This is a genomic window from Schwartzia succinivorans DSM 10502 (genome assembly GCF_900129225.1).
Classification (GTDB): domain Bacteria; phylum Bacillota; class Negativicutes; order Selenomonadales; family Selenomonadaceae; genus Schwartzia; species Schwartzia succinivorans.
Window position 1 is genome coordinate 194,319 of record NZ_FQUG01000004.1, and the last position, 23,637, is coordinate 217,955.

The 23,637-nt window shown below is 47.5% G+C and carries 20 protein-coding genes; 3 read left to right on the forward strand and 17 right to left on the reverse strand.

Annotated elements, in window-relative coordinates:
• Nucleotides 1-9: 9 nt before the first annotated feature.
• From BUA83_RS05775 to cobO, 16 genes are all read right to left on the reverse strand, one after another.
• Nucleotides 10-879: a CoB--CoM heterodisulfide reductase iron-sulfur subunit B family protein gene (locus BUA83_RS05775; protein WP_072935249.1), complete on the reverse strand. Its 870-nt coding sequence runs from the start codon at nt 877-879 to the stop codon at nt 10-12.
• 2 nt (nt 880-881) lie between these two features.
• Nucleotides 882-1,838: a succinate dehydrogenase/fumarate reductase iron-sulfur subunit gene (locus tag BUA83_RS05780; protein ID WP_072935250.1), complete on the reverse strand. Its 957-nt coding sequence runs from the start codon at nt 1,836-1,838 to the stop codon at nt 882-884.
• A gap of 2 nt (nt 1,839-1,840) precedes the next feature.
• Nucleotides 1,841-3,688: an FAD-binding protein gene (locus tag BUA83_RS05785; RefSeq protein ID WP_072935251.1), complete on the reverse strand. Its 1,848-nt coding sequence runs from the start codon at nt 3,686-3,688 to the stop codon at nt 1,841-1,843.
• 175 nt (nt 3,689-3,863) lie between these two features.
• Nucleotides 3,864-4,772: a LysR family transcriptional regulator gene (locus BUA83_RS05790; protein WP_072935422.1), complete on the reverse strand. Its 909-nt coding sequence runs from the start codon at nt 4,770-4,772 to the stop codon at nt 3,864-3,866.
• 219 nt (nt 4,773-4,991) lie between these two features.
• Nucleotides 4,992-6,668 (reverse strand): phosphoethanolamine transferase, encoded by a 1,677-nt coding sequence (locus BUA83_RS05795; RefSeq protein ID WP_072935252.1) that lies wholly within the window; start codon nt 6,666-6,668, stop codon nt 4,992-4,994.
• 46 nt (nt 6,669-6,714) lie between these two features.
• Nucleotides 6,715-7,449, reverse strand: coding sequence for a 7-carboxy-7-deazaguanine synthase QueE (locus BUA83_RS05800; RefSeq protein WP_072935253.1), 735 nt, complete (start codon nt 7,447-7,449; stop codon nt 6,715-6,717).
• Between the two features lie 7 nt (nt 7,450-7,456).
• Nucleotides 7,457-7,834, reverse strand: a complete 378-nt coding sequence (gene queD / locus BUA83_RS05805; RefSeq protein ID WP_072935254.1) for a 6-carboxytetrahydropterin synthase QueD — start codon at nt 7,832-7,834, stop codon at nt 7,457-7,459.
• 87 nt (nt 7,835-7,921) lie between these two features.
• Nucleotides 7,922-9,163: a glycosyltransferase family 2 protein gene (locus tag BUA83_RS05810; RefSeq protein WP_072935255.1), complete on the reverse strand. Its 1,242-nt coding sequence runs from the start codon at nt 9,161-9,163 to the stop codon at nt 7,922-7,924.
• 33 nt (nt 9,164-9,196) lie between these two features.
• Nucleotides 9,197-9,904, reverse strand: a complete 708-nt coding sequence (pssA, locus tag BUA83_RS05815) for a CDP-diacylglycerol--serine O-phosphatidyltransferase (RefSeq protein ID WP_072935256.1) — start codon at nt 9,902-9,904, stop codon at nt 9,197-9,199.
• A complete protein-coding gene (locus BUA83_RS05820; RefSeq protein WP_072935257.1) occupies nt 9,901-10,524 on the reverse strand; it encodes a phosphatidylserine decarboxylase family protein in 624 nt (207 codons plus the stop codon). The genes pssA and BUA83_RS05820 overlap by 4 nt, the downstream gene beginning before the upstream one ends.
• Nucleotides 10,525-10,684: 160 nt before the next feature.
• Nucleotides 10,685-11,425 (reverse strand): WecB/TagA/CpsF family glycosyltransferase, encoded by a 741-nt coding sequence (locus tag BUA83_RS05825; RefSeq protein WP_072935258.1) that lies wholly within the window; start codon nt 11,423-11,425, stop codon nt 10,685-10,687.
• Nucleotides 11,426-11,529: 104 nt separating this feature from the next.
• Nucleotides 11,530-13,344 (reverse strand): aspartate--tRNA ligase, encoded by a 1,815-nt coding sequence (gene aspS, locus BUA83_RS05830; RefSeq protein ID WP_072935259.1) that lies wholly within the window; start codon nt 13,342-13,344, stop codon nt 11,530-11,532.
• Nucleotides 13,344-14,609 (reverse strand): histidine--tRNA ligase, encoded by a 1,266-nt coding sequence (gene hisS, locus BUA83_RS05835; protein WP_072935423.1) that lies wholly within the window; start codon nt 14,607-14,609, stop codon nt 13,344-13,346. The genes aspS and hisS overlap by 1 nt, the downstream gene beginning before the upstream one ends.
• Nucleotides 14,610-14,617: 8 nt before the next feature.
• Nucleotides 14,618-16,114, reverse strand: a complete 1,497-nt coding sequence (gene hemZ, locus BUA83_RS05840; protein WP_072935260.1) for a coproporphyrinogen dehydrogenase HemZ — start codon at nt 16,112-16,114, stop codon at nt 14,618-14,620.
• Complete coding sequence (locus BUA83_RS05845; RefSeq protein WP_072935261.1) at nt 16,101-16,562, reverse strand: Fur family transcriptional regulator; 462 nt, start codon at nt 16,560-16,562, stop codon at nt 16,101-16,103. Before BUA83_RS05845 ends, hemZ begins: the two co-directional genes overlap by 14 nt.
• Nucleotides 16,563-16,628: 66 nt before the next feature.
• Nucleotides 16,629-17,171 carry a cob(I)yrinic acid a,c-diamide adenosyltransferase gene (cobO, locus tag BUA83_RS05850; protein WP_072935262.1) on the reverse strand — a complete coding sequence of 181 codons (543 nt, stop codon included), beginning with the start codon at nt 17,169-17,171 and terminating at the stop codon, nt 16,629-16,631.
• A gap of 89 nt (nt 17,172-17,260) precedes the next feature.
• Between cobO and BUA83_RS05855 the strand changes: the two genes are divergently transcribed.
• The 3 genes from BUA83_RS05855 to BUA83_RS05865 all read left to right on the forward strand — a co-directional run bounded on the left by BUA83_RS05855 (nt 17,261) and on the right by BUA83_RS05865 (nt 20,288).
• The gene (locus tag BUA83_RS05855; protein ID WP_072935263.1) at nt 17,261-18,877 is read left to right on the forward strand and encodes an SGNH/GDSL hydrolase family protein; all 1,617 of its coding nucleotides are present in this window, start codon (nt 17,261-17,263) and stop codon (nt 18,875-18,877) included.
• 45 nt (nt 18,878-18,922) lie between these two features.
• A complete protein-coding gene (locus tag BUA83_RS12820; protein ID WP_234988281.1) occupies nt 18,923-19,498 on the forward strand; it encodes a hypothetical protein in 576 nt (191 codons plus the stop codon).
• Between the two features lie 124 nt (nt 19,499-19,622).
• Nucleotides 19,623-20,288 (forward strand): vWA domain-containing protein, encoded by a 666-nt coding sequence (locus BUA83_RS05865; RefSeq protein WP_072935264.1) that lies wholly within the window; start codon nt 19,623-19,625, stop codon nt 20,286-20,288.
• 220 nt (nt 20,289-20,508) lie between these two features.
• On the opposite strand, the gene BUA83_RS05870 is transcribed toward BUA83_RS05865, so the two are convergent.
• The gene (locus tag BUA83_RS05870; protein WP_072935265.1) at nt 20,509-23,634 is read right to left on the reverse strand and encodes a type I restriction endonuclease subunit R; all 3,126 of its coding nucleotides are present in this window, start codon (nt 23,632-23,634) and stop codon (nt 20,509-20,511) included.
• Nucleotides 23,635-23,637: the final 3 nt, after the last annotated feature.

The window sequence follows — 23,637 nt, forward strand, 5'->3', positions numbered from 1 at the left end:
TGTCTTCTTTTATCCGATTTTCAGCTTTTTCTGCCCCGAAACATGACGGTCAAAGCCCATATCAGCCTTGCTGAGTCCAAGCGCAAAGCCCACAAGCTGCTGCAGGTGAAGTACAGGTACCTCAGCCTTGGAGCCTACAGCATCGCGGCCCTCCGGCTCATACATATCAAGCTGCATCTGACAAAGCGGACACGGCGTTACGATTGCCGCAGCCTCTGCCTTATCAGCGCTGTCCACAATCTGCCCCGTAACAGTCAGCACATCATGCTCAGCTGCAAGCTGTGCGTGGAAGCCGCAGCACTTATGGCTTGCGCTGAAGGGTACCGGCTCAGCACCGAGAGCCTTAATGAGGTTTTCCATATAGACCGCGTTCTGATTGCTCTCACCATGCTTCATTACTTCCTCAGGACGGAGAATATGACAGCCGTAATAAGCAGCAACCTTTACTCCTGACAGCGGTTTTTCAACCTTGCCTTTAAGAAGCTCAGGATGCTCATCAAGAATCCAAAGGAAATGCGTTACCTTGCTTGTTCCCTTGTACTCATAAGGATGGCCTGAATCCTTCAGGATTTTGTTGACCTTTTCCCTAAGAGCCTTATCTTCATCAAGGCGTTTTTTAGCTACACGCAGCTGCAGCGTGCAGGTATTGCATACAGTCATGATATCCAGTCCCATATGCTCCGCGATAGAAATATTTCGTGCGTTGACGGCAAGTGCCGCAAGGTCATTGACGCCCTGCGCATGGGATGCGCCGCAGCAAGTCCAGTTAGGAATCTCCTCGATGCCGATATTCAGCTTCTCACAGACCTTTTTAAGGGATGTATACGCCTCAGCTGCCGCTCCCTCAAGGACGCAGCCCGGGAATAATGCATATTTCATGTTCATTCTGCCTCCTTCGATGCGGCTTCCGCATTTTTGACGATTTTCCGTATCGTTTCGATTTCAGGATTGACCGGATGCCCGTTCATCGGGTTCATCTTACCTGTTCTCATGAGGCGGACTGCCATCGGCGCGCGCAGTGCGGCCATGATAAGACCTTCCGACTTGATATTGAGCTTGGACTCATCAAGTGTACCTGAATCCGAGATATCGTCGTAAATAGCCTTTGCGTGGCGGGCACCGACATTGTCATCAAGCTTATGCGCGAATGTGCTTTCCTTGAGTTTTTCGATAGCTCCCGCAGGATCGAGTCCCTTCGGGCATTTCGCAGTACACTCCTGACAATTGAAGCAGCGCCAGAGGCCTGCCTCGACTATTGCCTTGAGCTGCTCCTGCGGACTGCGGTTGCGGGAATCCGCGACAAGACGCTCAGCCTTGACAAAAACAAACGGCGACAGGAAATCCTCCTGATTAAGCGCACTCTTGTTGCACTCGGAAACACAAGAACCGCAGAGAATGCACTTGGCATATTTTTTGAACTTATTGAACTCCTCAGGCGACTGCTTGCAGCCCGTTTCCAGAGAAAATTCCTTTTTCGGTTCGATAACCGGCTTAATCTTTTTGATTGTAGCGTATTTCGGGTCCCAATCAACAACGAGGTCACGAATGACCTTGAAATTTCCCAGCGGCTCAATGACAAGCGTATCTGTCTTGTAACGCTTCATGAGCGTTTCAACAAGAACCTCACAGGAAAGCTCCGCATTCCCGTTAACCCGGACAGCGCAGGCGCCGCAGATGCTTGAGCGGCAAGAGCATGTAAAGGAAAGAGTCGGGTCCTGCTTTTCCTTGACCTCCGTCAGAGCCTCCAGCACTGTCATACCGGTTTTAACTGTCAATTTATAATCCTGAACCCATTTTTTGCCCTCGACAAAGCGATGGATTTTTAAATTCATGTCCATGATCAGTACTTCCTCTCCTTCGGCTGATACTTCGTAATAACGACATCCTTATACTCGGCACGATATTTTCCTGTCTTTTTATCCTTGAAGATAAGCGTGTGCTTCAGGAAATTCTTGTCATCGCGTTTCGGATAATCACGGCGGGAATGACCGCCGCGGCTCTCCTTGCGTGCAAGGGCACCCTGCACGATGGCATGCGAAATCTGAAGGAGATTTCCAAGCTCAATATACTGATAGAAAGCTGTATTAAACACGTGGGAATTATCACCCACATAGCAGTGCGAATATTCCTTTTCCAGCGCCTCAAGCTCTTTGCTTGCCTCTGTCAGATGCTGCTCATCACGGAAAACGCCGGCCTTGAACCACATAGTATTGACCATAGCGTCGCGAATTTCAGGCACAGTCTTGCCGACTGTACGTCTGCGGTTCGTTACCTCCTCGAAGGTATCCTTCCAGCGGCTGCAGTCTTCAGCAAGCTTATCCTGACTTCCTGCGTAATTATTGGACTTTGCAAACGCAGCAGCGCCGTCGCCTGCTGTATGACCGAACACAAGAACCTCAGACAGAGAATTTGCACCAAGACGATTTGCTCCATGTACAGAAACACAGCTGCACTCGCCGGCAACATAAATTCCCTTAACACGGGACGCGCCGGTGTGGAAATCTGCCATTTCAAGTCCGCCCATGGAATAATGGCACGTCGGGCTGATTGGAACAGGCTCCTTCGTGATATCTACTCCCGCGAACCGTTTCGAGAGCTCCCAGACCTGACCGAGACGCTCACGGATTCTCTCAGGCGGAATCGGGCGGAAGTCCATGTAGACACCTGCACGGATGCCTTCACCGATACCGCGGCCCTCTTCGATTTCCGTAGCAATAGCACGTGCTACGATATCGCGTGTTGCAAGCTCTTTTTTCTCCGGAGCGTACTTCGCCATGAAGCGCTCACCGTTTTTATTTACCAGAATTGCGCCCTCTGCACGGCTCGACTCTGAAAGGAGTACGCCGTTCGCGGAAAGACCTGTCGGGTGGAACTGGACCATTTCAGGATCCTTAAACGGAATACCTACATTCATGCCGGCGACAATTCCGTCACCTGTAGAGCTGTACGGATTGGACGTACGAACCCAGTATGCGCGTCCATAACCGCCTGTCGCGATAATGATTGTTTTCGCAGGTATTCCCAAAATATTTCCGCTGCGCATATCCATAGCGATAACACCGTTGAGATTATCACCGTTCATACTGATTTCCAGCATGATACATTCAGAAATAAAATCAATTCCGTGATTCAGGCACTGCTCAAAGAGCGTATGAACCATGGCATGACCTGCACGGTCCTCAAAGTAAGAAGCTCTTGCGTGCGCATGACCGCCCATCTTACGCTGATGGAAGCAGCCATCCTTCTGACGGTTATATGGGAAGCCCATATAGTCCATCTCATAAATATTCTTTCCTGCATTTTCAGCGAAGTATTCTACAGCATCCTGGTCACAAAGATAGTCTCCACCTTTAATGGTATCGAACATGTGCGACTCAACGCTGTCTTCCTTGTCAGTTACCTTAGTGACACCGTTCATACCACCCTGTGCCATCGTAGAAGCAGAGCGCGTCGGCTGAAGCTTCGTCATTACCGCTACTTTCAGCCCCTTGTTCTCGGCTGCAGCAAGTGCCGCACGCATTCCTGCGCCGCCGCTTCCGATTACAAGAACGTCATAAGTAACGTCGCCCTTCTTTACCTCCTCCGGAATATTCTTTCCGTTCCATGAAAAATAGGTTCCTGCGGCGATGGCCACGCCCGCAGCCGCTGCACCCATCAAAAAGGTGCGGCGTGAGATTCCGTTCGACATGTAATACTCCTCCTCATTTGAAGTCAATGAAACAGTTTCTTTTTCCACCTTTAGTCCGAGTTTAACATGCAGGAAACTCATCAAGAAAATACTTGCTCCTTATAAGAACCATTTGATTTTTGAATAATAAATAAGAGGAATGCAAGTTGCATTCCTCTATAAATAGCCGATATGATTATTCTTTTTTCAATAACTCAAGAAATTTTTTTGCCGCCTCAGACAAATGCTGATTTTTCCCAAAGGCTGCAACCAGATGCCGCTCTTCGACAGGTTCTTCTATCTCAAAGAAGAATGGGGCTGTCTTCCAATTCCAATTCTCAGCCAGCATATCCGTTACAAGCGCGGCCCCCATGCCCTCCGCACAATATTCAGCAGCATCCAGTATGCTGTTCGCTTCAAACACAATATCCGGCTCAGCCTTTGTCATCTGACAAAGCTTTTCATATATTTCGTTCATCCGACGTCCCTTTTGCAGAGTGATAAACGGCTGATTATGAAGCTTGGCAAATGAAATCTTCGGATACGGATATACCTGTTTATCTCCGTATTCCTCCTCAATCCATGCACTCCAAGGCATAGCAATCAGCGTTTTCTCTTTTAGCAAATGGATTTTCTGATAGCTGCCGTCATCCAGCGGCTCATAAAGCAGGGCAAAATCCACACTGCCGTTAAGAATATCTTCCATGAGCTTCGCTACAGGATGCTCATGAACCACAAGACGAATACCGGGATATTTCCGATGAAATTCGATAAGAGGACGCTTAAGGAAGCAGGATGAACGTGTCCTCGAGCTCCCTATTGTCAGCACTCCGGCCTTCAAATGCTGCAGATCCGTTGTCTGCTTTACCATCTCACTTTTCAAGTGCTGGATTATTTTGGCATTCTTAAGATATATTTCACCGGCAGCCGTCAGCTTCAAAGGCGTCTGGCTTCGATCAAACAGCTTCGTTCCCAGCTCAGCCTCAATCTTTTTAATGCACTGTGAAAGAGAAGGCTGTGAAACAAAAAGATGTCTTGCCGCGGCAGAAAAACTGCCATCCGCTGCAACCTGCAAAACACTTTTCCACTCATGCTCGTCAATCACGGTCATTCACTCCCCTATTTTTATTTAAGTATATCATTTAATTTCATAAATTAAAATAATGGTTTCATAACCAATAGCTTTTTCTTATTGTTTATATTATGATTTTCTCTATTTACATTTTTATATAAATATGTTAATGGATAATTTCTGCTTATGTCAATAAAAAAATAAGAGGAACACGACAAAACTGTGTATGTGCGTGTTCCCCTTAAACGTTATTCAAAGCTTTTTCTCACGAATCTGCGTATCATAATTGAGGTCATTAAAAATACGCGGACGCGAAGCATCGAATTCTTCGTTAATCAAGCTCTTGTCAGAACGATAATCCTCTGTTGCTATGTCCGTCAAATCCAAAATCGTGTGAATCATATCATCCGTCATATACGGTCTGTCCACAGCGTCCTGTATCTGTTCCCATTTATCGGGATACTTTTCCTTGAACTTATTCGACGCCCATACAATCATAGGAATTTCAATCATGTGGCGGTTCGGATTTTCCTCTATATGCCCTGCCACACTTCCTTCATCATAAACTGCCTCAGCATGGTCAGGTACGTATATGACGATGGCTTCATCATCCCTGAACCGGTTGATGATTTCATCTACCACATAATCATTATAATAGAGAGCATTGTCATACTGCGCCACAACTTCCTTAAAGCGCTCCGACACATTAAGCTTTATATCCTTGCCGGTAAATTTATTGAACTCATACGGATATCTGTTGTAATACAGGCCATGACCGCCCATCAAATGAACAACGAAGAAATTCTTGTCATCTGAACGAAGTGCCTTTGACTCATCAATCAACGGGAACAGCTCTCCGTCCAAAATACCGGTATCCTCCAGCGAATCACGAATCCTGGTGAATTTATGATAGTCGCTGTGGTTCGCATAAATCTGCGCTACATTTCCCCATGCTCCGGAGCTTTCCTGATTCGACAGCCAAAAGGTCTTATACCCTGCTGCATGCATTACGTCAATCAGCGTATTATACTCGTACCAGGGCTTGCCTGATTCGTGGTCGCAGAAGGTAAACAGCTCACTCAGTACTGCAATCGTCGTTGAATGAGGACTTACGATATCCTTGAATACCGCAATTTCCCCTTTTTCCTGCAGCTTCATCAAATGAGGCGAATTGGGCAGATAATATCCGTAAAGCTGCATGTGATTCCTGTTCGTTGACTCGCCCAAAATGAATATTACATTTTTTATCTTACTTTCGTTACGCGTAAGGCTTACAGTAGACGTCATTTTCTCAGAAAGACGGTGATATGCCTTCATATTATCTATAGCGGTTCCCATAGCCGTGTACGTTCTCTGCATCGGAAGCAGCTGATAAAGAATAAAATCAGAGTACACTGCCATAGCAGGTATGGCTGCCGCGATGCAAAGAATCAATGACAGACCAAGAAGACGGCTCTGCCTGTGGTAGCTGATCTGGATTCGTTTCCAGAGGTGAAGCCGCCACCCGATTATAATAACCGCAACGGCTCCCGCAATCGCACAAAGCTCCTTCACGCCAATATACATCTTAAGAAATTCAAGAGATTCCTTAAAATTCGTTTCCAGCAGTGAATTTATAATTCCTGCGCCAATCAGCGCACGGTAATTATACATGACGAAAAGCTCCACCACAAAAGGAATGAAGCACAAAAACAGGATTACTTTTTTAACGTATGGAAGTATTTTTTGCGGAGTCAGCTTTTCCAGAACCGCAGAGAAAATCATCGTTCCCAGCAAAAGCATAGCAGCCGATTCAATCAAAAGCTCAAATTGGTGCTGATGTGTGAGCGACCACGCCATCGTAAAATAGTTCAATATGAAAAAGAGCAGAATAAAGCCACTGTTCCTCGTAAAGCAGCGTTGTATCCTGCCCCAAAGCTTCAGAAACATTTAACCGGATTTCCCCCTTAAACCGAACGCAGACACTGCTCAAAAATCACAGCTGTCCCATCATAACATGAGTCTGCGGTATAACCCGAACATTTTTCAAAAACTTAAGCCCTTCCGCCTGCCATTGAAGCATTTCCTTTGCGCTTGGCGGTTCAGCCCCACCGAACGGTGTAACAGGCTGTAAAATAAGCAGAATTGTATCATCAACGTCAGAAATAATTCTGCACGCCTTTTCAAATTCTTCCTTTGCTGTATCCTGTGTAAGCACTATCTTGCAGTAGATATCCTTACCCTTTGCAGTACACAAAAAATCCCTATGCTCCGCCCAATACGTTTTTCCGTTGAGCTCGGACGGCAGCTTTATATCCATACTTATGATGTCAACGCAGTCAACGACCTGCTTCAGCTTTTCAGGAAGAGTCCCGTTTGTTTCAAGAAAAACAGGCACATCTACATGCTTTGCAAGCTCACGTACAAATTCCGCGTGCAGAAGAGGTTCTCCGCCGGTAATGCTGACTGCCTGATGCGGAACATTATCAGTAAACCGCTTAACTTCAGCCGCGACAGCTTCAGCCGTCATCGGATTAGAAATTTCAACGTATTCATGACTTCCGGGCACACTCTCCACGATGCAGACATCATGCTTCCCCGTCATATGCTCTGTATCGCAGTATCTGCACGAAATATTACAGCCCTCAAGTCTGATAAAGACCTGGCGGCACCCGGCATATTTTCCTTCTCCCTGTACAGAAGAAAAAATCTCAATGACATTTTCCTTCACGACCCTGTCAATCCTCCCGATAAGTAACAGAGGAGCCGGGAGACTCCCATACACGGATATCCGACAGCCTTACCGAAGGATTTTCCGCGCGAAGCTTCTCCGCATATACCTGATAGATATACCGCGCAATGTTTTCAGCTGTAGGATTTTTCCCCTTGAATGCCTCATGCTCGTTAAGAAATGTATGGTCGAATTCCTCTGTAATACCCTTGAGAATTTCCTTGAGCTTTTTGAAATCAACCAGCATCCCTATAGAATCAAGCTCTGTTCCGGCAACGTGCACTGCAACCTTCCATGTGTGGCCATGCAGTCTGTCGCACTTTCCGGGATATCCGACGACACGGTGTGCCGCGTCGAAGGTATCAAACACTTCTAATTCGTACATATAATAACCTCTTTTGTTCTTGTCGTTTCTCTCTAAAAAAATCTCCCTCATAAGAGGGAGTTTTTACCATCAGCATTCAAAAGCTTCTTACGCCTTTTCTTTCCCGATAAGCTCATCATAGCTAAGCGCCCGCGTATGCTTTGTATGGCTCCATTCATGCTCGTTGCGGTGCAGGAAACCAAGGAACACAATAGGAATCCATGAATAGATGAACACCGGATACAGCAGCATGTAAAGCCATGCCTTCCATTTTGCATGAATAATAGCCAGCACTATAATCGGCAGAATATACTGACCGAACATGATGAACAGCATCAAATGATGCGGCAGGAAATTGTAAATATTAGTATAGAACGGCGGAAATGCAAACTGTATATAGCTTATGATGACGAAGATTGTCGAGATAAGCAGGAAATACGGCTGCAAAAGATGCAGACATCCATCCAGAAGACGTATATCCCGCTGTCTGAATGCCTCACGAATCATGCGCGGAATAAAACGCTGTCCGACATCAAACTGTCCCTGCGCCCAACGACGGCGCTGATTCCAGGACTGCATGAAGGTCAAAGGCTTTTCATCATAGACAATAGCGTCCTGTGCCCATGTCGTCTTGATTCCCTCACAAAGAGCCTTCATTGTAAACTCCATATCCTCGGTGAGACAGGTTGCGCCCCAGCCGTGACGGCGAAGTACATCTGTAGAAATACACATTCCCGTGCCTCCGAGAACAGAGGACAGACCAATATTTGTCTTTGCCAGATGATACAGACGGTCAATAACCCAGAAAGCAATAGCAAAGGTTCCGGATACCCACGTATCATACGGATTCTTTGCGTCAAGATAACCCTGGACGACCTGGTCGCCCTTGCAGAAACGGTTATTCATTTCCTTAAGGAAATTCGGATGAACAAGATTATCCGCGTCAAAAACCGCTACAGCATCATACTGCTTATCCATAGAAAACAGCTTGTTGAACATCCACTCAAGAGCAAAGCCCTTGCCCTTTTCAACATCATTTGTACGCTCGCAGACTATAGCACCTGCCTCGGCAGCAATCTCTGCCGTATTATCGGAGCAGTTATCCGCAATTACGTAAATATCATAAAATTCCTTCGGATAATCCAAGTCCTGAAGATTTTTTACCAAAGGTCCGATTACCGCCGCCTCGTTATGAGCCGCAACCAAAACAGCAAATGTCGTCTTCGGTGTGAGAATCTTCTTCTCTCTCCTTACCCACAAGCCGCAAAAGCTGAGCACGAAGTAATAAATAGTAAAAAGAAGAATACATATCTGTATTGGCATCATAACGATGTCAAACCAATAATTCATGAATCAAACTCCTTTAAAGCAAAACAAAGGTCATCATTTGCTGCCACTGACAGCGGCAATCGTAGAATTGATAATACCCAAAAGCGTATATGTGCAGAATATGCCGAAAAGAACAGCAAACACAATCGCTTCACGTCCAATGAAAAGAATCAATGCAAAAATCAAAGCAGAAATAATCTTTGTTGCAAGATAAACCTTCTCGCCCTTACCCTTGAAATCAGGATAATGGACGGTACTGTACATCATCAGCCCAACTATAAACATTACAATGGGATAGACCCAGCCGAGTGCTAGCGGGTCAAAACCGATACCCTTCAGCAAAAGAGTGGAGGTCGCGACGAAGCATCCGCCTGCCGGAATAGCAAGCCCCATGAAATATCCATGGACAACATCCGCGTTAACATTAAACCTTGCAAGTCTGAGCATACCGCATACCGCAAAGGAAATCGCGACAACCCACCCGAACCACGAAAAAGCGTGCAGGCAGAAATTATACGCAAGAAATCCCGGAGCAACACCGAAGGAAACAAGGTCGCAAAGAGAATCCATTTCCTTGCCCATTTCGCTGCTCACGCCGAAGAAACGCGCCGAGCGTCCGTCAAGTCCGTCAGCCACCAAAGCCAGCAGAATGAAAATCGACCCCCAAAAAAGGTCTCCGTTATGCGTCGAAAGAATCGAACAAAAACCAAATACAAGGTTCGATGATGTCAGCATATTAGGTATTAAAGCTCTATACATCAGTTAATCCTCCCGATAACAGTTTCTCCTGCCCTGGTCTTCTGACCGGGCTCCACCATAACCTCAACGTTCTGTGGTACAACAATCTCAAGGCAGGATCCAAACTTAATCATGCCGTAGCGCTCTCCCTTTTCGAGCTCATCATCAAGTGTAACCCATGATACAATACGGCGTGCGAGAATACCGGCAACCTGAATTACCGAAATCCGCACCTTGTCATTTGCTATTCCAATCATGTGACGTTCGTTTACGAAACCGACTGAATCCTTGTACGCCGGCTTAAAACGTCCACAGATATACTGCTGTACCATGACCTTGCCCGTCATAGGGCTGCGGTTGACATGGACATCAAAAACAGACATAAAAATAACAATTTTATTGCATGGCCCCGTAACGAAGTCGTCGTGGTCCAGTGGTATGATTTCCATAACAGTTCCGTCTGCCGGCGACACCAGCAGAGAATCATCCTGATCACTTGTACGTTCAGGATTCCGAAAGAAATAAGCAAAATATACAGCAAAAACAAGCGGTACTACCGCTGCATACGGATGAATCGTAAAAGCAAAGAGAACCGCCAGTAAAAGTGCTGTCAGTATATAGGAATATCCATCCCGTACGATCAATCCACGACGCCTCCTTAAAACAAATTAAGGCACACGAAAATAACGCATACCCTGTGCGATGCCTAAGATATTATAACGCATTCGTTCATGTTTTGCAAAGACAAAACTTTCTCTTTATGCGCTTTAACTGGCGGGAGATATACTTCACCGCCTGTTGATATTACCTTTTTCTGCCTTTTTTTGCCCTATGCACACGCAAAACAAACTTCGGGAGCGCTACAAGGCGGCCAGCCCTTTTAGGCTGCAAAAGCCCGCGGAACAGCCATTCCAGCTTTGCCTTCTGCATCCATTTCGGTGCCCGGCGCACGTTTCCTGCCATTACATCCAGTGTGCCACCGACTCCGATGGATACCGGTACACCAAGCTCCTCACGGTATTTTTTGAGCCACTTTTCCTGCTTCGGTACACCAAGCGCCGCAAGCAGGATATCAGGCTTTGCTTCGCGGATTTCATTTATAATTTCCGGTTCATCCTCTGCAGTGAAATACCCGTTGCGGACACCCACAATCTGAACTCCCGGATAAAGCTTTTCAGCCTTATTCTTTGCAGACTCGGCAATTCCCGGAGCCGAGCCGAAAAAGAACACCCTGTCTCCGCGCTTCGGCGCTTCCTTCAAAAGCGCCTGCACCAAATCATAGCCGGCGACACGCTCAGGCATTTCATATCCGAGATGATGCGCGGCCCACACAGTTCCCGCACCATCCGGCACAACGAGCTCTGCCGTCTGAAGAATTTCACGAAGCGCGGCATCATGCTGGGCGTTCATAATCATTTCCGCATTCGCCGTAGCAATCAGCGCGTTTTCTTTATCATCAATGAATCTCTGAACCTGTGCGACAGCCTCACGCATTGTCAGCGCCGCAACAGGAACATTCAAAATATTTACTGTCTGATAGGCCATACTTCTGCCTCCTGCTTATAAGATACAGCGTCAATTGTATCATATAACTTTGAAATAATGCAATAAAGAAGACCCGGAGAGAGTTCCGGGCCTTCCGAAAATTTTTAATTATCTTTGTTCTCGTTCTTGTCCTTTTTCTTAGGCGCGGAAACGCGGATAGAAAGCTCACGAAGCTGCTTTTCATCAACCTCGGAAGGAGCTTCCGACATGACATCACGCGCACTCTGATTCTTCGGGAATGCAATGACATCACGGATAGAATCGCATTTTGCCATAATCATTACAAGACGGTCGAGACCGAAAGCAAGTCCGCCATGCGGAGGTGTGCCGTATTGGAACGCATCCATCATGAAGCCAAACTTCTGATGTGCCTGCTCAGGAGTAAGTCCCAGGGACTCGAAAACCTTCTCCTGAAGCTCAGCGTTATAAATACGGAGCGAGCCGCCGCCGATTTCGACACCGTTAAGAACCATATCGTAAGCATTAGCCTTTACGCGGCCCGGGTCAGACAGGAGGTACTCGATATCCTCATCACGGGGAGCCGTGAACGGATGGTGCATAGCCTTCCAGCGTTTCTCCTCATCGCTCCATTCGTACATCGGGAAATCAACAACCCAGAGGAAACGAAGCGCATCCGGATCAATAAGGCCGCGCTCCTTGCCCATCTCAAGACGAAGCTGTCCAAGTGCAGTATCGACAACAAGACGCTTGTCAGCAACAACAAGGAGAAGGTCTCCTGTCTTTGCGCCCGTAGCCTCGGCAATCTTTGCGAAGGTTTCATCGGAATAGAACTTCTTGAACGGACTCTTGATACCCTCTTCGGAATACTGAATCCAAGCAAGACCTTTGGCGCCGTAAATCTGAACGAATTTAACGAGGTCATCAAGACGGCGGCGCGGAATATCTGCATAGCCGTCAACCTTGATACATTTAACCATTCCGCCGCTTTCAATAACAGCGTTGAATACCTTGAACTCAGAGCCTTTAACATACTCGGAAATATCCATAAGCGGCATATCGAAACGGAGGTCAGGCTTATCGGAGCCGTACTTATCCATTGCGGTATCCCAATCCATACGCTCGAACGGAGTCGGGACATCAACACCGATAGATTTCTGGAAAAGCTCCTTAATCATGCCTTCCATCATAGTCAGGATATCCTCCTGGCTGATGAAGGACATCTCAATATCAAGCTGCGTAAACTCCGGCTGACGATCTGCACGGAGATCCTCATCACGGAAGCAGCGGACAATCTGGAAATACTTTTCAAAGCCTGCAACCTGCAGAATCTGCTTGAAAATCTGCGGCGACTGCGGAAGAGCATAGAACTGTCCCGGGTTTACACGGCTCGGAACCAGGAAGTCACGGGCACCCTCAGGCGTGCTCTTGCAGAGCATCGGCGTCTCAATTTCAAGGAAGCCGTTGCGGTCAAAATAATCACGCATAACCTTTGCAACGCGGTGGCGAAGCATGATATTTTTCTGCATCTCCGGACGGCGAAGGTCGAGATAACGGTATTTAAGACGAACCTTTTCATCAACATCAATACCGTCCTGAATGTAGAACGGAGGTGTCTTTGCCTTGTTCAGAATGCGAAGCTCCGTGCAGACGATTTCGATATCGCCCGTTTCCATCTTCGGGTTGACAGTCTCCTCAGAACGTGCACGAACCTTGCCGCGTACACCGATAACAAACTCAGAACGCAGGGATTCCGCCTTGTGGAACGTTCCCTCATTCATTGCAGCTTCATCATAAACAACCTGTACATAACCGGAACGGTCGCGCAAATCGACGAAAATCAATCCGCCATGGTCGCGGCGGCGTGATACCCAGCCGCAGACGATAACCTCCTGTCCGACCTCCGTTTTACGAATGTCGCCACAGTGATGCGTACGCTTCATTCCCTCTAATGTTTCCATTAACCTTTCACCTCATCAGTTAACTTTTTTATGATTTCTTCCATAGGCACTTCAGTCTGTGCGCTGGACTCCATATCACGAAGCACCGCGACATTCTTTGCAATCTCGTCATCACCGAGAATAACAGCATAATGAGCCATTGCCTTATTAGCCTGCTTCATCTGGGCCTTCATACTGCGGCCCGCATAATCCATGGCTGCCTTGAGACCTGCATCCCTAAGCTCAACCAAAAGCTTGAAGCCTACGGACTGCGCCTTTTCTCCAAGAGCAACAATAAATGCGTCAGCCTTGTGCGGCTCCGCATTGAAAAGCTTCTGCTGCTCAAGCGCCAGCATAACGCGCTCAAGACCTACCGCAAAGCCAACAGCCGGAGTCGGATTACCTCCGATTTCCTCAATAAGACCATCATAGCGTCCGCCGCCTGCAACAGCGCTCTGCGCTCCCAGCGGAGAATACTTGATTTCAAAAGCGGTCTTTGTATAGTAATCAAGGCCGCGAACAAGACGCGGATCGCAGGTAAAGGAAATTCCTGCGGCAGTCAGATACTCCTTGACCTTTTCAAAATGCTCATTGCACTCATCACACAGGCAGTCCGTAATTTCAGGCGCTCCGACGGAAAGACGCTGACATTCCCCACTCTTGCAGTCAAGAATACGCATCGGATTCCTGTCATAACGCGAACGGCATACATCACAGAGACCATCAAGCTTATCCTTGAAGAACTCCTGCAGCTTCTCCCTGTAAACAGGACGGCACTTCGGGTCACCTACCGAATTGATACTGAGTTCAAGATCCTTGAGTCCGAGGGACTGCAGAAAACGCACCGCAAGAATGATGATTTCCGCATCTACAGCAGGACTCTGCTCGCCGAGAGCCTCAACACCGAACTGATGAAACTCACGATAACGGCCCTTCTGTGGACGGTCATAACGGAACATGGAGCCGATATAGAAAAGCTTCGTAAGAGAATTATCCGCGTAAAGCTTATTCTGCAGATAAGAACGGACAGCCGCAGCCGTATTCTCTGGGCGCAGCGTGATGCTTCTGTCACCACGGTCCGTGAAGGTATACATCTCTTTTTCCACTACGTCAGTAGTATCACCGATACCACGCTGAAAAAGCTCCGTATGCTCAAATATCGGAGTACGTATTTCCTGAAATCCAAACCTTTCGCAAAGCTCGCGAATTTTTTTCTCTACATAAAGCCATGCATCTACTTCACCCGGCAGAATATCCTTAGTTCCGCGAGGGCCCTGTGTAAGCAGCTCCATGATTATTCCTCCTCACCGCCATACGCCTCCGCGAGAAGCGCATCACGTTTTTCTATATATGTATCCACGCGGTCGAGATAAACCGCAAGGTCTTTCGCATTAAACGACGTCTTCAGGCGCATCGTCCTTGGATTGACAATCTTCGAGGTTGCCGCTCCTCCGATACCCAAAATCGTCTGATGTTCCTCCATAATCTGTATATTATAGAGACTTTCCGCGCCCGCAACACAGCAGCCGATATTTTCCATCTGACCGCTCTGATAGCCCTGGCGATAGAGATAATACGGACGCCGTCCGGATTTCACAACCGACGAAAGCGCGATATCAAACATTTCCTGCACCGTTTTATCATCAGGAAGCTCTGTCTCATCAAGATTCATCTTCAGGAGTGAACCACGCTTCAAAGCCAGCGCATGAAGAGTTACATCCTCAGGGCCGAGAGCCAGAACCTTATCAATAGTATCCCTCATATCCTCCGGGCCTTCACCGGGAAGCCCGACAATAAGGTCCATATTTATAGAAGGAATACCCGCTTCTCTCAAATCACGGTACATGGTAACAATATCCTCCGGCGTATGCTGCCGACCTATGCGCTTCAGCGTACGCTGCTGCATAGTCTGAGGATTAACACTTACCCTGTCCACCTTATACTTCACCATACAGGCGATTTTCGCAGGGGACATACTGTCAGGACGTCCTGCCTCAACAGTAAACTCCTTAACCCCCGGATGATAAAGAGCCGACACGACACGCTGCATCATATCCTCGAAATAATCATCAGGCAGGCTCGTCGGAGTACCGCCACCGATATAAATATTCTGCACAGTAAAGCCGTAGGTATCCACTGCCCGCTTCACAGCATCAAGGTCTCTCTGAAACGCGGCCATGAACCTGTCCAGTTCCTTATTTGCCGGCAGAACATTGGCCGGGAACGAGCAATAAAGACAACGGGACAAACAAAAAGGAATACCGACGTATATACTTACAGTCCTTGGAGTCGTCTGCTCAAGGAAAGGCCTCTGATAATACGCAAGCTCCGTAATAAGCTCTGCCTTCTCACGACTCACCTCAAAATCCGTCATCAGCCGGCGGATTACAGCCTCCTTGGCAAGACCTTTCTTAATATACCTGTGAACAATCTTCGTCGGACGCACACCGTGAAGTATTCCCCACGGAGCAGGCGGAAGCTCTATGAGCTGATGCAGCAGATGGTAGAAATTCAGCTTTACAAGGCGGTGCACCTCTGCCCGAGGCGCCTCATCCGCGCTTCCCTCTGTCGTACACTCAGCATTCATCCGCGTTCCGTCTCTCTTTATAATAGAAAGCACAGTATGTACAACAGCCTTTTCTTCATCTATATCGTGATGCAGATCAAAAACCTCATAATCTGCATCATCGCTGCCTTCTTCAATAGCAATATGATACAAGGTCAAAATTTCCTTTGAAACCTTGACAATTACCTGTTCATCCCGGTTCAACCGAAAATCACTTATTTTCAAGCTCGTCTTGGCACTCCTTGCAATATCCGTAGAACTTCACCTGATGGTCCGTAATCTTAAAGCCTGACTTCGCGGCTACATCAGCCTCAAGCTCATCGAGAAGGTCATCAAAAAACTCCGTCACCTTTCCGCATTTAATACAGATAAGATGATGATGCTGATGCTCATTCTTCTCAATATCGGCAATCTCATAGCGGTTGCAGCCGTCACCGAACTCCATGCGCTGCAGAATCCCCAGCTGAACAAGAAGCTCAAGCGTACGGTATACTGTCGCCAATCCGATATCAGAAGACTTATCCCTGAGAGCACCATAAACATCCTCCGCGCTCAAATGCTCACCCGGATGCTCAAGAAGGATTTCAAGAACGGTACGACGCTGCATAGTCAGCTTATATTGCTTACGCTGAAGCCGCTGCTTTAACAGCTCAAGCATTTCTGTATCAGGCATAACAAACCCTCCCTAACTAAAGAAACATCAAATATATATTTTACATTACGCCAGCGGGTATTGCAACTAAAATTCAATCCCCTTCTGCGCCTTAATTCCCTTCTGGAACGGATGGCGGACGAGCTTCATCTCCGTAACAAGATCCGCCTGCTCAATAATATCAGGACGTGCATCCCGTCCCGTAAGCACAACATGAAGTCCGGCAGGCTTCTTTTTCAAAAGCTCCACTATCTCCTGCTCCTCCAGAAGTCCGAACTTCACCGCGTAGTTAATCTCATCCAGAATAACAAGGTCCCAGTTTCCGCTTGTTATCTCTGCCTCAGCTTCCTTCAAAGCCTCATGTGCCGCCTTTATGTGCTTATCCATATCGGATTTGTCCCTCTGGGTAAATCCAAGACCGCACTGACGCACCTCAATATGCGGCTCTGCAGCCCGAAGCGCCTCGATTGCCTTCAGCTCTCCGTACTTCCAGCCGCCCTTTATAAACTGCAGAATCAAAACCCGCAGTCCCTCTCCCCAGGCTCTTACCGCGAGTCCGATTGCAGCAGTCGTTTTACCCTTGCCCTCTCCTGTGTGAACCAGAACAAGGCCGTGAAGATTCTCTTCCATCTCTGTCCTCCCGAAAACATGTATAAATCTACAGAAAAAAATGGTATACTAATAGCGTTATTCATATTATACATTTTCAGGGTGAATTTATGAAGAAATTTCTGCTCTTTACCCTGCTCATTGCAGGTCTTTGCTTTGCCAACGCATACCTTATAGAAAAAACCGATGTATTGGGCGTAAAGGATATCACACCGGAATTTTCCTTCACAGAAAAAGACGGACACGTCACAATGCACTGGAAAAAGCTTCCCTATCCGTGCGTATATAAAATAGAAACCTATGCCAAAACAACAGGAATGGTAAAGGACTCGCCGGACTTCCATCTTTTCCATACAGACTACACTACAGACGACCATATACAGGTGCCGGATTCGGCTGTTCCCACATTCTACGAAGTAACAGCCTACGGATTTTTCTCATTCCTCGGAGGCCCGTACCCTCACGCGGCAAACCCGGACTTTCCCAATCCCGTTTCACCTGTATCCATATATCACTACACAGAAGACAATCCCGCAAGCCTGAAGCCCTTTCTCGTATGGCACTCAGTACCGGGAGCAGTCATGTACGAGGTCGAGCTTCTCTCTGAACCGCCAAAAACGGAAGGCGGCATAACTGCCTCCGCCAATGGGCACCTCTACAGCACCTCCAAGGTCTTCACCAACGGATGGCAGGCAGACCTCAAGGAATGGAAAAACAAAAAAGAAATCTACTGGCGTGTGCGTGCGCTTGACCTTCAAAGACGCCCGATAGGCGAATTTTCAAAAGCGGAAAAACTCGTCATCGATACAGAGCTTCCTGCGCCTACAGCACCGCTGATAAACACCTTTGACCAGATGGAACAGCCTGCGCCGCTGCTCTATCCCGTTTACCAGTGGATTCCGATTCACGACAGCATGCGCTATGAGGTGGAGCTTTTGATTCATCCACCTGAAAGCGAAAACGGAACTGAACCCAGCAAGGACCGCGAATGGTACCGCATAGCCGAGGATTCCTTCAGCAGCTACGACGAATATCCGCGTCCCTATGCAGGAAAATATTACTGGCGTGTCCGTGCCATAGACAACAACGGAAAAACCATCGGCACGTACTCGGATACAGCCACCTTCACCGTCCCCGAACAAAAAGCCCCCATATACGCGGCTGCCTTCGGAGACAGCATAACCCACGGCGGCGGAGCTATCTCCTACTCGCCGGCAAACCTCGAATACTCATATACAACATATCTTGATTTCCCTGCGCTGAACCTTGGACGCAGCGGAGACACGGCGCATGATACCATGCTCAGATTCGAGGAAGACGTACTGCCCTACAGGCCGAAAAACCTTCTGATACTCACAGGCTCCAACGACCTGCGCTCAAACCTCAGCGCAGAATCAATAATCGCTGACCTGGATATCATAAGAGTAAAATGCGAAGCCAACGGCATACGCCCGATTTTTCTCACACTCATGCCTATTCATCCGGTAAACATCTACACCGCGTTCCGTACGCCAAGCGATGAAAACTGGTACACCAAAATGAGAAAAATCAATGCCTTCATAAGAAAGCAGGAATACTTCATAGACCTTGAACCGTACTTCTATGACCAGAAGCGTCAGTATCTTGCAACAAACCTCAGCATCGACGGTCTCCACCCCGACATCAGAGGCAAAATGCTCATGGCAGAAATCATCAACGCCCATAAAGAAGTATTGGTGCAGCACTGACCTTCTGCGCCCGGGGATTCTAGCACCATTAACGGAGTGATTTTTATGTCTTCTGTTTCAGCCGCGCTGCTGGATGATGTAAAAAAATATATTGACGAATACTACATTGAAGAAGGGCTATCAGATGAAATCCTGCAATGCCCTGAGCATGCGAAGGCGTATGAACTCCGCGAATTCGATATATACGAGGAAGAATCAAGGTTTATCGAAGCTCCCTCGATGGAAAAATACACCATCGCAAAAAACGTAAAGGACCGAAGCCTTTCCGACCTTCTGGATGAAGTAGATGACACATTTTCCGAAGCGCTGTTTCGTCTCATTGATGCGAAGGGAATGAAGGATTCCCAGGTATACAAGCGGGCGAATATCGACAGAAGGCACTTTTCCAAGATACGAAATAATCCCGACTATCAGCCAAGCAAGAATACCGCTCTGGCTCTCGCCGTGGCGCTCGAGCTGAACCTTGACGAAACGAAGGATTTCATAGGGCGCGCAGGCTATGCGCTCTCCCACAGCAGCAAAACAGATATCATCATAGAATACTTCATAACACGTGAGGAATACGATATCTTTACCATCAACGAAACCCTTTTCGCCTTCGACCAGCCCTGTCTGGGATAGATTGACCGCAAAATGTCGCCTCTCATGCGACCATACGCCTCCCCTGCTCTGCTAAACTCAAAGCATAAGGAGCACCGCAAACGGTACTCAATGCAAAACAGCAAAGCACGGGAGGCGTTTTATTATGAAAAAAGGATTAACAGAAATCGTATTCATTCTTGACCGCAGCGGTTCCATGAGCGGCCTCGAAAAAGACACCATCGGAGGATTCAACTCCATGCTGAAAAAGCAGCAAAAGGAGAACGGCGAAGCCCTTGTCTCCACAGTTCTCTTCGACGACAGCTGCGATGTCATCCACGACCGCGTTCCTATCGGGGACGTAAAACCTCTTACCGAGGATGATTATTTCGTCTGCGGCAGCACCGCACTTCTCGATGCCATCGGCGGCGCCGTCCATCACATCGGCAACGTCCACAAATACGCCCGTGACGAAGACCGTCCCGAAAAAACGCTCTTCATCATCACCACTGACGGCATGGAAAACTCCAGCCGCATCTACAGCTACCCCAAAGTAAAAAAGATGATAGAGCGGCAGAAGAAAAAATACGGCTGGGAGTTTCTCTTTCTCGGCGCCAACATGGATGCCATTAAAACCGCAGGAAGTATTGGCATAGACGCTGACCGCGCCGCCACATATCTGTGTGACGAAGCAGGAACTGCCCTGAACTACGAAGTACTTAACGAGGCAGTCAAGCAAATCCGCTGCTTTGACGCTCCCCTCGACGCGAAATGGAAGGAAGCAATAGAAAAAGACACAAAGAAGCGCAAAAAGAAAAAACAGGGGCTGTGAAAAAGCAACAAGAATGCCTTCTCCTTTAGGAGAAGGTGGGCCCGCAGGGTTCGGATGAGGTGCTCCCCAAAGTGCCTGCTATGTACATAAATAGCGCCTCTCCTTGGTGGACCTCATCCACCACTACGTGGTCCCCCTTCCCCAATGGGGAAGGCAAGAAATACTTTTTTCACAGCCCCGTTTTTCACGTTTTCATCAAAACCACAAATCATCTGCAATATCAGTCATATTTAGCCCGTTCTTCTGCGGCCATCGGCAAATCAAATTCGCACTCATAAGTATTCTCAGGCATATCCTGCACGTCTGTCCATAGCTCACACTGCGTCATAACAGTCTGAACGGCATCCTCCATGCCCTCAGGCGGATATTTATGCTTCTTGAGCAGCTTCTTTATAAGCATACGCATTTTCGCCCGTGCGCTCGACCTTTTTTGCCAGTCTATCGTCCGATTGCGGCGAAGCGTGTCTGCCAATTCCTTAGTTATCGCGATTAGCTCCTCATTCTCGTAGAAATCCTTTATCGCCTGCGGCTTTGTAAGCGCGTCATAAAATGCCAGCTCATCTGCCGTAAGACCAAGCTGCTCTCCTTCCTTCTGCGCCATTGAGATTTGCTTTGCCAGATTCAAAAGCTCTTCTATGACCTGCTCATTAGTCAGCATTCCGTTCAGATAAGCATTCATAGCCCTTTGGATAATCTCGCTGAACTTCTCGGATTTTACCACATTTGTACGGCGGTAAATCTGTACCTGCTCCGCAATAAGCTTCTTTAAAAGCTCTACTGCCAGGTTCTTTTCCTTCATCTTTGAAATTTCTTCAAGGAACTTCGGGTCAAACAGAGAAAATTCCTTCTCCACATCAGAGAAAAGATTAATTACTCCGTCACTCTTGATGCTCTGCTTCAAAAGCTCATTGATACGCTTATTCATCTCCGGCAGAGAAATATTCTGCCCCGTTCCCTGATGAGTAAGACGCAGCACAAGAACGCGGACAGCTTCAAAGAATGCCGCCTCAAAACGCAAATCCTCAGGAGCAATGGACGAGCAAAGAGAAAGTGCCTGATGGAGCAGCAGTGCTTCCTTTATAAAGATATCCTTCTCCTTGTCCTTCTCGCGGGCAACGATAAAGTTCACGGCCCCCGTAATAGTTTTCGCTCTTTCCAAATCCGTGCCTGTCTTGAACTTCGTATAATCATAGCCGTGGAACATATCACGGCACACAGACAGCTTTTCAAGGAACTTGGGATAAGCGACCTTGGCAATATTCGTTTCACCGTAGTTTTTCCTGTCACGGACAGTATAATCATTCATTGCCTGCTTCAGTGCAGAAGCAATGCCTACATAATCAACAACAAGACCGCCCTCTTTATCCTTCCATACACGATTGACACGGGCGATAGCCTGCATGAGATTATGACCGCTCATAGGCTTATAAACATACATAGTAGCAAGGGACGGCACATCAAAGCCTGTCAGCCACATATCAACAACAATGGCAATTTTAAGCGGACTGTCGTTATCCTTGAACACCTTTGCCAGCTCCTCGCGGTGGTGTTTATTGCCGATATACTGCCGCCATTCCTCAGGATCCTTGTTGCTCTCCGTCATAACCACGGCAACCTTTTCCTTCCATTCAGGACGCAGCGCCAAAATCTGATGATAAATCTTCATTGCAATAGCACGGGAATACGCGACAATCATTGCCTTTCCTGTCAAAAGGTCTGCACGGTAATTCTCATAGTGCTCCACAATGTCCGTAACAAGGGAATTGATTGTTTTATCATTTCCAAGTACGGCTTCCATCTGTCCAAGCTCCTTCTTGCTCTTTTCTATTGTCTCAGGCGCGGCGTTTTGCGCCATCAAATCATATTCCGCATCAATAAGCTTCAAAGTCTCCTCGTCCAGATGCAGCTTAATAACCCTGCTTTCGTAGTAAACAGGGCGTGTCGCGCCGTCCTCCACAGCCTGAGTCATATCGTATACGTCGATATAATCACCGAATACCTCACGCGTGCTTCTGTCCTTCATGGATATAGGCGTTCCCGTGAACCCTATATACGTTGCATTGGGCAGACTGTTTCTTATGACACGGGCCGTACCTATAACACGCTTGGCGACTTTCTCCCCGGCCTCATTATGAGTCATCTTTATTTTCTCTGTCAGCCCATACTGCCCACGGTGAGCCTCATCCGCCATGACTACAATATTTCTCCGCTCAGAAAGAGCTTCGTCCGATTCCTCGAATTTCTGCATTGTAGAAAAAATAATGCCGTTAGCCTTGCGGCCTGCCAACAGGCTTTTCAGATTTTCACGGCTTGATGCCTGTATCGGCTCCTGCCGCAAAAACGCCTTGCACTTTGCAAACTGTCCGTAAAGCTGGTCGTCAAGGTCATTTCTGTCCGTAAGAACAACTATGGTCGGACTGTTCAAAGCAGACTGCAGCAAATGAGCATAAAACACCATAGAGAGAGACTTGCCGCTGCCCTGGGTATGCCAGAAAACACCGCCCTTGCCGTCTGTACCCGAAGCACGGGCAGTAGACGCCACAGCCTTGCGGACAGCAAAATACTGATGATACCCTGCAAGAATCTTGAACTGATTCAGCCCTTCATTGGAAAAACAGATAAAATTCCTGATTATATCCAGTAACCGTTTTTTCTCGAATATACCCTCAAAGAAGGTATCGAACTGAGCATATTGGGTATTTTCATAGCTGCCGTCCTTGGTTTTCCATTCCATGAAACGGTCTTCCCCGGAGGTTATAGTTCCTGCCTTTGAAGTCATCATATCGCTCATAACACAGATAGCGTTATAGACGAACATTGACGGGATTTCCTTCATGTAGTTCCTAATCTGCAGATACGCTTCGCTTGCGTCCGTTTCCTCGCGGGACGGAGATTTCAGTTCAATAATAACAACAGGAATCCCGTTCAAAAAAAGGATAACATCAGGCCGTTTCGTACTGTTCTCAACGAATGTCCACTGGTTGGCGGCAATAAAGGAGTTATTCTCAATGTTCTCATAATCCACCAGATATACTATAGACGAGCGTTCCTCTCCCTTGACAAAATAACGCACAGGAACGCCGTTCTGCAGATAATCCATGAATGTCTCGTTCCGCTTTACAAGCTCGCCGTTCTCAAAATTACACAGCTTAAACATAGCATCTGCAATAGCGTCCTCGGGCAATGCAGGATTAAGCCTGTGAATCTGCTCGTCAAGAACGATATCATAAAGCGGGCTTTTGACATCACGCTCAACATCAGGCCCATATACTATGTCATAATCCATTCCGCTGAAAAGCTCCATTACAGACTGCTCATAATCCGCTTCTGTATATGCGTTTGGCAAGGA